The sequence below is a fragment of the Gluconobacter wancherniae NBRC 103581 genome (assembly GCF_007988885.1).
Taxonomy (GTDB): Bacteria; Pseudomonadota; Alphaproteobacteria; order Acetobacterales; family Acetobacteraceae; genus Gluconobacter; species Gluconobacter wancherniae.
Genome location: NZ_BJUZ01000001.1, coordinates 782772 through 797948 on the forward strand (window position 1 = coordinate 782772; position 15177 = coordinate 797948).

Here is a 15177-nt window from a genome sequence, read left to right on the forward strand (position 1 = left end):
ACTATGCTGACAGTCATTCTTGGCATTGTTTTTGCCAGCGTCGGGGCGGTGATGTTCTATCTGGCGTCTCCGCACCAGAAGCTGCTTGCCGTAGCGGTGCCCCGGCGCCCTCTCCGGGCTCTCAGCATCCTGTCCCTTATCGGGGCAGGATTGCTGCTGGTGCGGATTGTTGGGGCAGGGACAGCTTTCTTTGCGGTTCTGACTCTTCTGATGGCTTTGTGGTCTATCGCGCCCATATTTGTGGCCCTCATACGCTACCAGAGGACGCATCCATGAGTGTTTCTTCTGCAAAGCCGCTAAGCAGTCGCAACTGGTTCTCCAAGGCTTCGGCAGGAAGCGTCTTCGGACTAGGGCTCACCTTTGCGATAGCCGGGATTATTGGCCTTCTCATTCATTCGGATGCGATGCCCATGTCTGCCTCCGGGCAACTGCTGATGTGGCTCATTCCCACACTCTGGATAGCCATTCTCGGAGCATGTTTCATGTTTCGGTCAGGGCTGAGGGCATGGGCGGTTCTGGGTGCACTCAACATCGTTCTCTGGGGCGTATTTTTTACGATGCGGGCGACATTTTCATGAAGATACGCGCCGACATTCTTCGAATGTACAAGGATATCCATAGCTGGGTCGGTATTACTGCCGGACTGGCGCTTTTCGTGGCATTTTACGCAGGTGCCATCACGATGTTCGAAAGCCCGCTGCAAAACTGGGCAACAAGGCCTGTGCCTGTTTCCTCCGTGGCGCTGGAAAAAACACCTGAGCTTCTGGCAAAAATTTTTGCAGCCCAGCCACAGGCGATGAAGTCCTATTCCGTGATCGTCCACCCTACGCCCGAGCAACCCGCACGCGTTATGTGGGCGGCTCTTTCTGGCCAGGAGCGCGTGTCGCGACACAAGGTCTATGCCGGGATGGACGCAGATGGAAATCTTGAGATCGTTCATCAGGATCCTCCGGAAATAGCGAACTTCATCAATGTCTTACATCAAAGAGTCGGCCTGCCATTTCCGCGTGCCATTTCCCGGCCAATTATGGGAATTATTGCGCTTCTCTATGGGCTTGCGCTGATTTCAGGAACACTCATCCTCCTTCCCAGTCTTGCGAAAGACCTCTTCGCCCTGCGTATAAGCCATAACGTAAAGAGGCTCTGGCTGGATGTGCATAATGTTCTCGGCTTCTTTTCATTGCCGTTTCACATCGTCATGGCGATATCCTCGGTAGTCTTTGCGTTTCACGAGCCCATTTTTGCTGTTGAGCACTGGATGCTCGGAAAGTCCTCCGCACTACACCCTCCACAGGTACGTCATGGTGGCACGCAGCAATCACACACTGTTCTTCTGACGCCTGAGGCTATTCTTCAGTCCCTAAAGGTGCAGGTCCCTGAATTTGAGCCAGATACGCTGAATTATGCACAAGGGAGAGGTGGAAAACTCGCATTGCGCGTTGCGGGCCATGATCCCAGATATGCTCTTCGGGGTCCCGATAGCGGATTTGCTGGTGTCGATCCTTATACTGGTAAGATTGTTTCGACCGACTATCTGCCTGGACATCAAACGCCTGCATTTGCGGTTACAACCTGGTTTTTCTCGCTGCATTTCGGAAGTTTTGGGGGCACCCCTGTTCGCTGGCTTTATTTTATACTGGGCCTTGCCGGAGCATTCCTGTTTTACACTGGCAATTTGCTTTGGGTTGAATCCCGGCGCAGGAGAGAGCGCAAAACGGGCCTACTGCACGATACACGTGCCACCACCATACTTGCATCCCTTACAATCGGTTGTACGCTCGGGTGCGTGGCAGGCATTTCGGCCAGTTTTGCTGCTAACTCGTTTCTTCCGGGTGGCGGCAGTTACGCGGCTATTGAGTCCGTCTACTATGCTGTATTTCTGTTCATGATTTTTTTGGCATTCGTGGTCGGGGTGCAGTCTCACAAGCAGCTTCTGCTCGCAATCGCGGGAGTGTTTACGATTGCGGTTCCAGTAGTTGACATCCTCGCCCGTCCGGCCGTTTTCCTGCGGTCCGGCGCATTATCGCTTGATGGTACTGCGTTTTTTCTTGGTGCAGGTTTGATCCTGACAGCCATGAAAATACACTTGCGAACACAGAAGAGACGTTGCGTGCAGTCTGACCTGTCAGCGTCGCCACGTTAAAAACGAACTCTTGTTCAGAGTGCGGGTATCGCGCAGTGCGATACCCTGAGCCAGATCAGGTTGGCGCGTTTTGGGCACGCCAATCCTCTGGGCTAGGTAAATTCCTGTGTGACCGGAACACAGATAAGCAACAAAACACCCTACCGCGAAATATACCGCGTTTACGCTACCGAATAATTCGATCGCCATGAGAGTACAGGCCAAAGGTGTATTGGCCGCGCCAGCAAATACTGCAACAAACCCGACCGCCGACAGAAGATCCACAGGCACACCCAGAAACGGTGCAAGTGCATTTCCCAGTCCTGCTCCAATAAAGAAAAGTGGTGTGACTTCGCCACCTTTGTAGCCCGATCCAAGAACGGCGACCGTGAAAATCATCTTCCATAACCAACTCCATCCAAAATGATTGGTACCGAGGAAGCTGATGATTGATGGTGTGTTCGCATCTGGGGCAGTGACGCCAAGGCCGAGATACGCGTTTGTGCCTGCGATCCAGACAAGCGCTATCGTCAGCACGCCACCTAGCGCAGGTCTTAGCCAGCCATAGGGGCATATTTGCTTAAATACTGTTGATAGCGCATGTACGCTTTCTGCAAATATCCGGCTGCAAAGACCTAAAAGGACGCTCCCGACTGCGACTTTCGCCAACAGGATAAGACTGACATGGAAATGAACTCCATGATCTACTGAGAGGCCCGTATAATCAATGTGGTAGATAACGTGATGGACACCCCAGTGATGGCATGTCCAATCTGCGAGAATAGAAGCGAAAGCGACCGGAAGAAGTGCTGCATAATCCAGTCGGCCGATCGTAACGACCTCTAGACCAAAGATCGCGCCTGCCAATGGTGTGCCGAATACTGCGCCAAACCCGGCCGAGATGCCCGACATGAGGAGTATGCGCGTTGATCTGGCATCAAGATGGACGAGCCGTCCGATCCCGCTTGCAATACTACCTCCTATCTGGATGGCGGTGCCTTCACGGCCCACAGAAGCGCCAAAAAGATGGCTGATCACAGTCGATATCAGAACAAGGGGGGCCATCCGTAAGGGGATACCGCCGCCTGGCTCATGAATTTCATCAATGATGAGATTGTTGCCGCCTTCCGCACTTTTACCAAGCCAGAAATAGACTAGTCCCACAGCGACACCGGCAAATGGCAGCAGGAAAAGCAACCACGGAGAAGCTGTACGAATGTTTGTTACGGTATCCAGAAGCCATAGAAACAGTGCACAGAGAGTCCCGATACACATAGCTGTCGGGACAAGAATTGCGGTCCATTTTGCAACGGCAAGAGCGGTTTGAGTACCATAAATGCGGAAAGTGGAATTGATCATGGCGAACGCACTCCTCCCTTTAAACGCCCATAAAGCGAGGCGGGTTGGGTAGGAGTCATCAGCAGCCCGAAGGGTGCGGTTCGACCAGAATGGTCAGGCAGAGTCCATTGCCTAAAGCTTCAGAAGCCTGAAACTCCTCTGCCTGTCAAGAAAACCGCCCTCATATTTATGCATTTAAAAGAGGTATGCGATGAGAGAAGATATAAGACAGGATAAAATCCGATGAATGACATCCAGTTAGGCAGCAGTTCCAGTAGCGAATTACCGCCAGACGACACGCAGCGTGCTGACTATGAAAGGCGGATTGAACTCCTCGTCAAAATGTTACCGCAACGTCTTCAGAATGTAATTCGGTGGTTGCGAAGGCCAGAGCAGAAATGGGTCCGTATTCCTTGCGGTTTGCTCATGCTCATCGGAAGCGTGCTCTCTTTCCTACCCGTTTTCGGGATCTGGATGCTACCCGTAGGCATGCTTCTACTCTCTGATGATATTGCGCTTTTCCGAAGACTGACAGACCGGATGCTTGCGTGGGTTGAGCGACGCCATCCCCGATGGCTGGGCCTTTCACGCACTTCTGAAAGCGATGAATACAGTTCAGGCAAATAAAAGCGGCCAACCTTTTTCGTGGTCATGAAGAAAAAACGATATTCACGTACACTTAATTAAAGATGTTCTGCATATTACGTGAAACTTTCCACCCTGTAATCCGTTCAGGAACGTACGGAACCTGCCAACTATCGATATGGAAAGCAGGCTCCGGGTGTTTAGATCCAAGCCAGAATAGCGGCTGAAGAATTCAAGTTGTTTTCCGTAAAAATGAAATAAAAAGACGCAATAAAGGTTTCTCCGTGTTCCGGTGGCGGGATCGGTAACTTTCGTCTGCTCTCTTTTTAGGACGTATTTTTCGGTTCACCCCAAAATGGAAGGCATTTGTGAGATGTCTATGGAAAGTCGTGCCCCTGTCTCGGAAAAAACCGAACCGCGCAATACTTGGCTTGATCGCCTTCTGCGCAAGGGGACGACGGAACTGGGGTGCTGGAACAATACGGTTCCAGTCCGATCCGAACTCTTCGGCCCTGAGCGTCTGGAACAACATGCCCGTAGTCTGGCGCGCGCTCATCGGGTGTCGGAGAAGGGCTACCCTGGAAACCCGCTCGCCACGCGCCTGAAACGTAATGCGGAATTCCTGCGAAACGCCAATATTGTGCTCGCCCAGGATGCCGAGACGGGTGTGCAACTGACGCCGGCTGCAGAATGGCTGATCGACAATTATTATCTTGTAGACATGCAGATACAGGAAATAGGGGTCGATCTTCCGGCAGGCTATTACCGCGAACTACCAAAGCTTTCAGAAGGAATGTTTGCAAGGCTGCCTAGGGTTTTTGATATTGCCTGGGCTTTTGTCTCCCACACAGACAGCCATTTCGAATCTGAAAGTCTGCGTCGGTTTCTGTTGGCGTACCAGCAGGAGCAGCCCTTGATGATCAGGGAAGTCTGGGCTGTACCGATTACGCTCCGAATTGTGCTGATCGAAAATCTGAGGCGGGTTGCCGAAAGTATCGTTCGCGATCAGGAAGACCGGCAGGCAGCAGACAAATTAGCGGACAGGCTTCTGGCGCTGGGGAGCAATTCAGGCTCCAGCAGCATGAAGTTGCTTGCGCAGATCAATGTGGCAACCCTGAGCAAGGCTTTCGTGGTGCAGTTTGCACACCGCTTGCGTGGACAGGACCCACAGAAAGACCCGGCCTTTCTCTGGCTGGAGACATTGCTTCGTGAGCGTGGTCGCCAGATGGATGATGTCGTTCAGGACGAACTGCATGAACAGGGCACATTGAATGCAACAATCCGCAATATCGTTACCAGTCTGCGGCTCGCTGCAGCACTCGATTGGAGTGAGCTGGTCGAGCGCATCAGCCCTGTAAGTCGCATACTTTTCGAATACAAACCTTTTTCGTCAATGGATTTTATTACCCGAAATCTTTACGCATCTTCAGTAGAAAATCTCGCGCGCGGCTCAAACCAGACGGAAATTTCCATAGTCCAAAAAGCAATGGAGATGGCATCGTCGGCGCTTTCGTTGGACGAGAAGGATATCCGACGTGCGGATCCTGGCTATTATCTGGTGGGAGAAGGGCGCTCTCTTCTTGAAAAGGAGCTCGGATACGCGCCTTCGGCCCGCGCATCTATAGGCCGCTTTTGCCGCAGAGCAGGAATTACCGGCTACAGCACAACCGTAACAGTGCTTGCCCTCGCAATGCTGGCTTTTTTCCTGTCAACGACGAGTGATAGCCTAAGCGGCCGCGCCATTATAGGTCTTGCCCTATTGGGGTTTATTCCCGCGACGGATGCTGCTGTTGCGTGCGTCAACAGGTTTGCAATGTGGGCGGTGAATGTCTCGGCTTTGCCCGCCATAGAGCTCAAAACGGGCATCCCTGAAGAACTCCGGACGCTTGTCGTCATCCCAACGCTGCTGACATCTCCCGCAAGTATCGAAGAGCTCGTTTCGCGCCTTGAAATGCATTATCTCGCCAGCCGTGACGGGGATGTTTATTTCGCTCTCCTTACGGACTGGACGGACGCTGCTGCGGAATCCCGAGACGGAGACGCAGAGCTTCTTGATGTGGCTCTGGAAGGCATCGCGCGGCTGAACCGTACACACGGCCCTGCTGCTGGTGGTAACCGTTTCACACTCTTTCACCGTCGGCGGATGTGGAACGAAAGCGAGGGGAAATGGATCGGCTGGGAGCGCAAACGCGGCAAACTGCATGAGCTTAACCGCATTCTGAGAGGTGCGACAGACACAAGCTTCATCGCTCTGCAAGGCCAACATCTGCCTATGAATGTGCGGTATGTTGTCACACTGGATTCAGACACACGCCTTCCCCATGAAGCCGTAAGGCGCCTTGTCGGAAAGTTGGCGCATCCTCTGAACCAGCCAAAATTTGATCCCGCAGTTGGTCGGGTAGTGGGGGGGTATGCCATTTTGCAACCCCGAGTTACGCCTTCGCTCCCTGCCGGGCGCCGGAGTACCATTTTCCAGAGAGTATTCTCCAGCCCGAATGGGATCGATCCCTACACTGCAGCTGTGTCTGATCTGTATCAGGATATGTTTGCGGAAGGCTCCTTCGCGGGGAAGGGTATTTATGAAATCGATGCGTTTGAAGCCGCGCTGGCTGGACGAGTGCCGGAATCAACGCTGCTCAGTCATGATCTTTTCGAAGGTGTTTTCGCTCGCGCAGGTCTGGTGACGGACATCGAAGTCATTGAAGAATTTCCAACAGATTATCTGGTAGCAGCTTCGCGCCAGCATCGCTGGGTCCGTGGTGACTGGCAGTTGTTGCCCTGGATTTTTCCATGGGTCTGCCGCATTCGTGGCGTTGCGATGTCTGGCAGTCCGATGACCGGCATTGCGCGCTGGAAAATGATGGACAATTTGCGCCGCAGTTTGTCCGCGCCAATGGCCGTACTGGCGCTCTTCGCAGGATGGTTCCTGAATTTCCACGATGCCACTGTCTGGAGCCTGTTCATCGTCAGCACTATCGCGTTGCCTTCATTATTGCCGCTGCTGGGAGACATTATTCCGCGGCGCCAATGGGTGAATTTTCACAGCTACGCGGCAATTCTGCTTGATGATCTGAGGAGAACCGTCGTTACGACGCTTCTCTGCCTGGTGTTCCTCGCAGATCAGGCCTGCCTGATGGGAGATGCAATTATCCGGACGCTGGGTCGTGTGTTCATCACACGCCGCAATCTCCTGCAATGGACAACAGCGGCACAGGCCAGCGAGGCATCACGTCCCGAGATTGAGGGTTATTACAGGCAGATGGTTGGCACGACCGTCATTGGCGCGGTTGCTCTGCTCTGGCTTTTTTTAGCGCCTTATCACGTCTGGATGGTTGTTCTTCCTTTTGCTGCGATGTGGATCGCGGCAGGACTCGTTGCTTGGAGGGCCAGTCAGTATTCAGTAACGTCGCGTCGATTTGAAGCAACAAAAGATGATGTGCGTGTGCTTCGCATGGAAGCACGGCGGACATGGCGTTATTTCGAGACATTCGTAACCGCAGAAGAACACGATCTTCCTCCCGACAACTTTCAGGAAGACCCTAAGCCACTGGTCGCACGCAGAACATCTCCTACGAATATGGGGCTTTATCTGTTGTCTGTGGTTTCTGCTTATGATTTTGGGTGGATCGGTCTTCAGGATGCCGTAACGAAAATCGAAGCCACTATGAAAACAATGGAGGCACTTCCGAAATATCGCGGGCATTTCCATAACTGGTACAGCACAGCAGATCTTAGCTCTCTGCATCCTGTTTATGTTTCAACTGTGGATAGTGGCAATCTTGCTGGCCACCTGATTGCGCTTGCAAGTGCATGCCAGTACTGGCGCACCAAAGCCCGCGATGCTCAGGGATGGCGAGACGGCGTCGAGGACTGCCTCAACCTGGCGCTGGAAGAAGTCCAGATTCTGGGTCGGTTGCAGTTGCCCGAAAAGTTCAATGCAAGGGCATTGTCTGAATCTTTCAGAATGCTGCTGGACAACACGCGTAACACTGATTTTTCGCAGGCAGAGCTTAGGAGCAGGTTGGGCGTTTTGCGCCAGCATCTTGAGGCTCTTTCCGTCACGTTGACGCTACCTTCTGAAATTCCAGCTTCTCAGGAAGGCGTTCTTTCGGATCTTCTGTTCTGGGTCAACGCAGCTATTCACAGTGGTGAGAGCCATGAGCGCGATCTGGCGCCCAGAGCCAGCGCGGCTATTGATTCACGTCTTTCTGATCTGGAAAAAACATCACGCAGCATGGCCATGGCCATGGAATTTGGATTCCTCCGTAACTCTGAGCGAAAACTTCTGTCCATCGGCTTCGTGGTTGACGAAGGCACGCTAGACGACAACTGCTACGATCTTCTGGCGTCAGAGGCGCGCCTCGCCGTGTTTTTTGCAATTGCAAAAGGGGACATTCCCGCACGCGAGTGGTTCAGGCTTGGTCGGCCCATTACTTCTGTCAGTAATGGTGAAGCGCTGGTTTCATGGTCCGGCTCTATGTTCGAATACCTGATGCCATCACTGGTCATGCGTGCACCATTCGGGAGCCTTCTCGAAGAGACAGGCCGCCTGATCGTGCAGCGCCAGATTGAGTTCGGAGTAGGCAGGGGTACACCATGGGGTGTCTCTGAGTCGGCGTATAATGCCCGAGATATGGAGTATAGTTACCAGTATTCCAATTTTGGGGTTCCAGGCCTTGGTTTGAAGCGTGGACTAGGTCATGAGGTGGTTGTCGCGCCTTATGCGACAATGCTTGCTGCCATGATTGACCCGCAAATGGCCGTGGCCAATCTGCGGCAACTCTCGCTTGAGGGCGGGCAGGGACGTTATGGCTTCTATGAAGCGCTGGATTACACGCCAGAGCGCCTGCCAGAGCATCAGGCTGTTGCGGTTATCCGGGCTCATATGGCGCATCATCAGGGCATGTCCATTCTGGCAATCGCCGATACGGTCATGGATGGGATCATGCGCGCGCGCTTCCATGCTGAACCAATAATCGGTGCTGCCGAACTTCTGCTTCAGGAACGCGCGCCAACCGCAGGCGCCGTAGCCCAACCGCTTCCCGGCGAAGAAAAGAAACGTACCGTGGCACCTGTACAATTCCTGCCGGGAGGGCGGCATGTGCGCGTAGCTCACGATCCGTCTCCCGTTACGCATCTGCTCTCTAATGGTCGCTATACGGTGATGCTGACTTCAGCCGGATCGGGTTATAGCCGGTGGAATGATCAGGCCGTCACACGCTGGAGGGAGGATACCACTCTCGATAACTGGGGCTCGTATCTCTATCTGAAGGACGTAAAAACCGGCCGCATCTGGTCCGCAGGACAACAGCCTTGCGGTGAGGAGGCTGAGAGCTATGACGTTATCTTCAAGGAAGATCGCGCCGAGTTTTCAAGGCGCGACGGCAAGATCGTCACGAGTATGGTGGTGCTGGTCTCTGCCGAGGATGATGCGGAGCTTCGGCAGCTTGCCGTCAGCAATACGGGAAGCCAGACTACGGAAATCGACGTAACATCCTATGCGGAACTGGCTCTGTTCCCACAGACCGCCGATCTTGCGCACCCCGCATTCTCGAAGCTTTTTGTTCAAACGGAATATGTGCCTGAACTACAGGCGATCATTGCAACGCGTCGCCGCCGTAATCCGACAGATGCCGAGATCTGGGCTGCACATCTGGTTGTCACGCCGGGTACTCTTGAGATCGAGACCAATCGCGCCCATTTCCTTGGGCGTGGTGGTGATGTGCGCAATGCCGATGCCATACGCAGAACGACACCTCTTACTTCATCAACCGGGACAGTGCTGGATCCCGTTTTTTCGGCACGGTGCCGCCTTGTCGTAAATCCGGGTTCAACCGAGCGCGTCTCGTTCTGGACCATGGTTGCGTCTACACGCGAAGCCCTGATGGACGCGATTGAACGTCACAGAGACGCAGCCGCTTTGGATCGTGCAGTCACTCTGGCGTGGACGCAGGCTCAGGTTCAGCTCAGACACCTCAATATCCGCCCGACAGATGCAGATCTGTTCCAGCGTCTGGCCGCATATCTCCTTTATGCAAGCCCGACCCTTCGCGCGGCTCCAGACAGGATCCAGCGTGGCATAGCTGCACAGCAGGAACTCTGGGGGCAGGGTATTTCGGGTGATCTGCCTGTTCTGCTCCTGGTGATCGGCGAGACTGAGGACTTCGAACTGGCCAGACTGGTTCTGAGGGCACACGAATATTTCCGCCTCAAACTGTTACCCGTCGATCTTATCATTATTAACGAACACGCGACCTCTTACGTGCAGGAGCTTCAGCACTCGCTTGAGGCCATCGTCCGCTCATCCTCCAGCGCTGGGAATGACGGGCGTGGTGCGGTTCATCTTCTTCGTGCCGGGCTGATGTCAGACCCGGTTCGAGAACTGCTCTTTTCGATTGCCCGCGTCGTCTTGACGGGGAAGGGTGGTCGTCTTGTGGATCAACTGAACCGTGCAGAAGGCAAACTTCTTGCTCGTTCCCCCGCCCATACAGTCCGCGATCCTTACAGTCTCGCAAAAGGAAATGTGCGACCTACAGTTCCCGCACTTGAATTCTGGAACGGCTATGGCGGATTTGCGAATGATGGGAAGGAATATGTAGTTGTCCATGAAAATGGACGTCTGACGCCACTTCCTTGGATCAATGTGGTCGCAAATCCCGTCTTCGGGTTTCAGGCTTCGAGCGATGGAGCAGGGTACACATGGTCAGAGAACAGCCGGGAAAACCAGCTCACTCCGTGGTCTAACGATCCTGTCTCCAACCCTACTGGCGAGGCGTTTTATCTTCAGGATGACGAAACACGCGAAATCTGGTCGCCAGTAGCGTCTGTATGTCATGATCCTGCGGGAATTTATATTGCCCGTCACGGACGGGGATTCAGCAGTTTTGAGAGAATTGTCTCGGAGATCGAGAGCACGCTTGTTCAATATGTTCCTACAGATGATACCGTCAAAATCTCACGCCTGACTCTGCATAACAGGTCCAGCAGGCCGCGCACGCTTTCATTCACAGCATATGTGGAGTGGGTGCTTGGTCCGTCCCGCACGGCCACGGCATCGTTCCTGACCACGGAAATCGATGCCGAGACAAACGCCATGTTTGCCCGAAACAGGTGGACACAGACTTTCGGATCACGGGTTGCCTTCGCAGACATCAGCGGGAAGCAGACGTCGTGGATGGATGACCGCACCGGCTTTGTCGGGCGTCACGGTAATCTTTCCATGCCAAGTGCGCTCAGTCAGGGCGGTGCTTTGCCGGGTCTGACTGGTGCCGGTATGGACCCGTGTGGTGCTCTGAAAACTACAGTCACGATCCCGCCGAACGGAACCGTGGAACTCGTGTTCCTGCTGGGACAGGGGGACAGCCCTGAACAGGCTCGTACGTTGATCGGCAGATATCGTACGGCAGATCTCGATGCTGTTTTGAAAAGCGTGAGCGAACATTGGGATCGTATCACCGGGGCTGTGCAGGTGAGGACGCCTGATCGTTCCATGGATATCATGCTTAATGGCTGGCTGCTCTACCAGTCATTGTCGAGCCGGATCTGGGCACGAGCAGGATTTTATCAGGCCAGTGGCGCATATGGCTTCCGAGACCAGCTTCAGGACGGAATGTCCCTAACATTGTCAGCGCCTGAACTCGTGCGTGAACACCTGCTTCGTGCGGCTTCCAGGCAGTTTTTGGAAGGTGATTTCCAACATTGGTGGCTGCCGCAGCGGGGCAACGGTGTTCGTACGCTGATTTCCGATGATTGCGCCTGGATGGCGTACACAGTGGCTCATTATGTAAAAGCCACTGGCGATGCGGCTGTACTGGATGAGCCTGTAAGTTTCCTGAAGGGCGCTGTTCTCGCCGCAGGTGAACATGAACGGTTCTTCTTCCCGGAAATTTCCGATCATGAAAGCCCGCTATACGACCACTGTGCTCTTGCTCTGGATTACTGCCTCAGGCTGGGAGCACATGGGCTGCCGCTCATGGGTACGGGTGACTGGAATGACGGTATGAACCGTGTTGGTGAGGCCGGGCGAGGGGAGAGTGTTTGGCTCGGCTGGTTCATACATTCTGCATTGATGGCCTTCATTCCCCTTGCTGAAGCACGGCAGGATTTGCAGCACGTCAGAGAATGGAAAGCAGCTGCGGCAGCTCTTGTGGTTGCACTTGAAAATGCGTGGGATGGTGCTTGGTACAGGCGTGCGTATTTTGATGATGGCAGTCCGCTGGGATCTCATGAAAATGCCGAAGCGCGCATCGATGCGATCGCACAGTCCTGGAGTGTCATTTCCGCAGCGGGGGACCCTGCAAGAGCAAGGCAGGCCATGCAGTCGGTGAAAGACTATCTTGTGCGTGCGGAAGATGGCGTCATCCTCGTCCTCACGCCCCCGTTCAACAGGTCAGAGCCGGATCCGGGTTATATTCGTGGATACCCGCCGGGCATTCGCGAAAATGGGGGGCAATATACGCATGCCGCAATGTGGACTGTTATGGCCACGGCTCTCCTGGGTCAGGGAGACGAGGCCCATCAGATGTTCTCGATCCTCAATCCTATCAATCATGCAGCCACAAGCACCATGGCGCAGCGCTATAAGGTGGAACCTTATGTTGTGGTCGCGGATGTCTACTCTACAGAACCCCATGTCGGACGCGGCGGATGGTCCTGGTACACCGGTTCAGCAGGCTGGATGCAGCGTGTTGGCACCGAGGCCATACTTGGGATCCGCGTTGAGAATGACCAGTTGATTGTTGCTCCGTGCCTTCCGGGTGGCTGGCCAGGCTTTGAGGCGCGGCTGCGCTGGCGTTCCAACCATTATCTGATCAGCGTCAAACGTTCTTCGAATGTCGGGATGGGGACCCAAAGCATGCGTCTTGATGAACACGAAATTTCATCGAACAACACTGTCCAGCTTGTTGAAGACGGCCTTGAGCATCGTCTTGAAGTTATACTTGCTGTTTGAAACGCACCACTCAAAATTCAGAGTGTCTGTTCAGGCACTCTAAGTGAATATTTACGAAGTTATCGCGGGAGGGAAAGGAACATTTTGAAATGAAACTGCGCCCGTAGTCAGACGTCTGACACAAGCGTCAATGGAGACCTGAAATGAGATACTTTCACTGCTTTCTGGCCGGTATTTCGCTGATTGCTCTGGCTGGTTGTTATGACGGCGGCCACCGTTATGATCACGGGAACAATCATTGGCATGGACACGGACGTGGTTCCTCTGGCCCATATGCAGGCATGGGCAGCGGAATACGCACTCCAGACGGCAATTACGGCAGATAATAATAAAAACTCCCGCTCCAGAATCGGGGCGTCGTAGTCTTTGAAAATATTCAATGCGTGTGTACCAGCTCTTACGAAACTGTACGGGCTGGTACACTTGCCGAATAATTATGCCACACCGTCAACCAGAACGATTTCAGCATCTTCCAGCGCTGTCACGCGGACGATATCTTCATCGCGAATAGCAATTCCATCTCGTGCGCTGGCTTTTACTCCGTTGACTTCCAGTTCCCCTTTCGAGGCGACGAGATAAGCGTAACGTTCTTTTCCAAGCACATACTCCGCAGTCTGCCCTTTCGTCAGTGTGGTCCCGAGAACCCGGGCGGCAGCATGAATGCGCAGAGTATCTTTATCCTCGTCGTAACCAGATGCCAGCACCACAAATTTGCCATCACGTTCTGCGCGCGGAAAGGGGCGTGCTCCCCAGGAAGGCGCATGTCCGCGGCGGTCCGGCAGGATCCAGATCTGAAAGAGCCGTGTGGTTTCGGTTTCCAGATTGAATTCGCTGTGCGTGATACCGGTCCCTGCTGACATCACCTGCACATCGCCTGCTTCCGTGCGGCCATGATTGCCTAGGCTGTCCTGATGGGTGATGGCACCTTCATGAACGTATGTGATGATTTCCATGTCACGATGAGGATGGGCAGGAAAGCCGTTCTTCGCCGTGATGATGTCATCATTCCAAACTCTGAGGTTGCCCCAGCCCATGCGGTCAGGGTCATGGTATCCACCAAAGGAGAAATGATGGGTTGCATTGAGCCAGCCATGGTTTGCGTGGCCAAGGCCGGAAAATTTTCTCAGTTCGATCATTGGAAAACTCCAGATCTAAAAAGGTTGGTCTCTGAAATTGAAGATAGACCCTCCGTTAAATGCGATATATGGAAATAAAAGAAACGTATTGGTTCTGGAAATTTATCAATGAGACTTCCTGATTTTGAAGCCTGGGCGATTTTTGCAAAAGTTGCGGAGCTTGGGTCCTTCTCCCGGGCTGCGGAAGTTCTCAATCTTTCCAAGCCGACTGTGTCCAAGGCGGTGACACGTCTGGAGCTACAGATCGGGGTGTCTCTCCTTAGCCGCACATCACGGCAACTTGCCCTTACAGAAGCAGGGCGTGCGCTGCTGGGGCGTGCAAATCGCATTCTTGCGGAAGGTGAGGCCGCGGAAGCAGAGGCGCGAGATGATACTGCCCAGCCGAGAGGGCTCGTGCGTGTAGCAGCGCCCATGACGTTTGGGGTGCGGCATCTTGCGCCCGTCCTGCCTGATTTTCTGGCGCGCTATCCCGAGGTGGATGTCGCAGTTGATTTCAGCGACGTGCAGGTTGATCTCGTCGCTGGTGGATTTGACGTTGCCTTGCGGATTGCCTCCCTTACTGATTCCTCCCTCAGAGCGAGGCGCATATGCACAGTTCGGCTTCTTCTGGTCGCCAGCCGGGAATATCTGAACACTGCTGGAAGGCCCGCCCACCCCCGTGACATCGAGGCACATCGGACGTTTGTATATACAAATACGTCTTCGCCCGGCACGCTCCGGTTTGCGCACGAGAAAAACGGGGAATATGTCGTGTCCCATGCAGGGCGTCTGTACGCGAATAACGCAGAAGCGTTCCTGCCAGCACTTATGCAGGGACTAGGTATCGGGCTTTTTCCCGAGTTTATGATCTGGGAGGCGTTGCAACAGGGGAAAATCGAGCAGGTTCTGCCAGAATGGTCCGTCAATCCGATTGCTCTTCATCTGGTGACGCCGCCAAGCCCGCTGCGCCCTGCGCGGGTGACGGTTCTGCTTGACTACCTCTCTGAGTGTTTTGCTTCGGCATCGTGGGCCAGAAGCACAGAGGAGGTTTAAGCGGGAGGAATGCG

The 15177-nt window shown here is 53.9% G+C and carries 9 protein-coding genes; 7 read left to right on the forward strand and 2 right to left on the reverse strand.

From position 1 onward, the window contains the following. Positions 1 to 3: 3 nt before the first annotated feature. The 3 genes from GWA01_RS03580 to GWA01_RS03590 are packed head-to-tail and all read left to right on the forward strand — an operon-like array spanning position 4 to position 2143. Positions 4 to 276 carry a hypothetical protein gene (locus GWA01_RS03580; RefSeq protein WP_229315998.1) on the forward strand — a complete coding sequence of 91 codons (273 nt, stop codon included), beginning with the start codon at positions 4 to 6 and terminating at the stop codon, positions 274 to 276. After that, positions 273 to 578, forward strand: a complete 306-nt coding sequence (locus tag GWA01_RS03585) for a hypothetical protein (protein ID WP_146794094.1) — start codon at positions 273 to 275, stop codon at positions 576 to 578. The genes GWA01_RS03580 and GWA01_RS03585 overlap by 4 nt, the downstream gene beginning before the upstream one ends. Continuing rightward, positions 575 to 2143 (forward strand): PepSY-associated TM helix domain-containing protein, encoded by a 1569-nt coding sequence (locus GWA01_RS03590; RefSeq protein ID WP_146794096.1) that lies wholly within the window; start codon positions 575 to 577, stop codon positions 2141 to 2143. Before GWA01_RS03585 ends, GWA01_RS03590 begins: the two co-directional genes overlap by 4 nt. Here GWA01_RS03590 and GWA01_RS03595 read toward each other — a convergent pair. Beyond that, positions 2126 to 3481 (reverse strand): voltage-gated chloride channel family protein, encoded by a 1356-nt coding sequence (locus GWA01_RS03595; RefSeq protein WP_146794098.1) that lies wholly within the window; start codon positions 3479 to 3481, stop codon positions 2126 to 2128. The two genes, GWA01_RS03590 and GWA01_RS03595, sit on opposite strands and share 18 nt — an antisense overlap. 222 nt (positions 3482 to 3703) lie before the next feature. Between GWA01_RS03595 and GWA01_RS03600 the strand changes: the two genes are divergently transcribed. The 3 genes from GWA01_RS03600 to GWA01_RS03610 all read left to right on the forward strand — a co-directional run bounded on the left by GWA01_RS03600 (position 3704) and on the right by GWA01_RS03610 (position 13321). Then, a complete protein-coding gene (locus tag GWA01_RS03600) occupies positions 3704 to 4087 on the forward strand; it encodes a hypothetical protein (RefSeq protein ID WP_146794100.1) in 384 nt (127 codons plus the stop codon). Between the two features lie 331 nt (positions 4088 to 4418). Then, positions 4419 to 12995, forward strand: coding sequence for a GH36-type glycosyl hydrolase domain-containing protein (locus GWA01_RS03605; RefSeq protein ID WP_408876093.1), 8577 nt, complete (start codon positions 4419 to 4421; stop codon positions 12993 to 12995). Between the two features lie 143 nt (positions 12996 to 13138). Beyond that, positions 13139 to 13321, forward strand: coding sequence for a hypothetical protein (locus GWA01_RS03610; protein ID WP_146794104.1), 183 nt, complete (start codon positions 13139 to 13141; stop codon positions 13319 to 13321). A 108-nt stretch (positions 13322 to 13429) separates the two neighbouring features. Here the strand turns inward: GWA01_RS03610 and GWA01_RS03615 are convergent, their stop codons facing one another. Then, on the reverse strand, positions 13430 to 14131 hold the full coding sequence (locus GWA01_RS03615; RefSeq protein ID WP_146794106.1) for a pirin family protein: 702 nt from the start codon (positions 14129 to 14131) through the stop codon (positions 13430 to 13432). Between the two features lie 108 nt (positions 14132 to 14239). On the opposite strand from GWA01_RS03615, the gene GWA01_RS03620 reads away from it, so the two are divergent. Next, a complete protein-coding gene (locus GWA01_RS03620) occupies positions 14240 to 15163 on the forward strand; it encodes a LysR family transcriptional regulator (RefSeq protein WP_146794108.1) in 924 nt (307 codons plus the stop codon). The last annotated feature ends 14 nt before the right edge of the window (positions 15164 to 15177 follow it).

What these genes read in the sequence shown, in the direction of transcription:
- GWA01_RS03580 (WP_229315998.1), top strand. Translation starts at nt 4, where the DNA reads ATGCTGACAGTCATTCTTGGCATTGTTTTTGCCAGCGTCGGGGCGGTG.
- GWA01_RS03585 (WP_146794094.1), top strand. Translation starts at nt 273, where the DNA reads ATGAGTGTTTCTTCTGCAAAGCCGCTAAGCAGTCGCAACTGGTTCTCC.
- GWA01_RS03590 (WP_146794096.1), top strand. Translation starts at nt 575, where the DNA reads ATGAAGATACGCGCCGACATTCTTCGAATGTACAAGGATATCCATAGC.
- GWA01_RS03595 (WP_146794098.1), bottom strand. Translation starts at nt 3,481, where the DNA reads ATGATCAATTCCACTTTCCGCATTTATGGTACTCAAACCGCTCTTGCC.
- GWA01_RS03600 (WP_146794100.1), top strand. Translation starts at nt 3,704, where the DNA reads ATGAATGACATCCAGTTAGGCAGCAGTTCCAGTAGCGAATTACCGCCA.
- GWA01_RS03605 (WP_408876093.1), top strand. Translation starts at nt 4,419, where the DNA reads ATGTCTATGGAAAGTCGTGCCCCTGTCTCGGAAAAAACCGAACCGCGC.
- GWA01_RS03610 (WP_146794104.1), top strand. Translation starts at nt 13,139, where the DNA reads ATGAGATACTTTCACTGCTTTCTGGCCGGTATTTCGCTGATTGCTCTG.
- GWA01_RS03615 (WP_146794106.1), bottom strand. Translation starts at nt 14,131, where the DNA reads ATGATCGAACTGAGAAAATTTTCCGGCCTTGGCCACGCAAACCATGGC.
- GWA01_RS03620 (WP_146794108.1), top strand. Translation starts at nt 14,240, where the DNA reads ATGAGACTTCCTGATTTTGAAGCCTGGGCGATTTTTGCAAAAGTTGCG.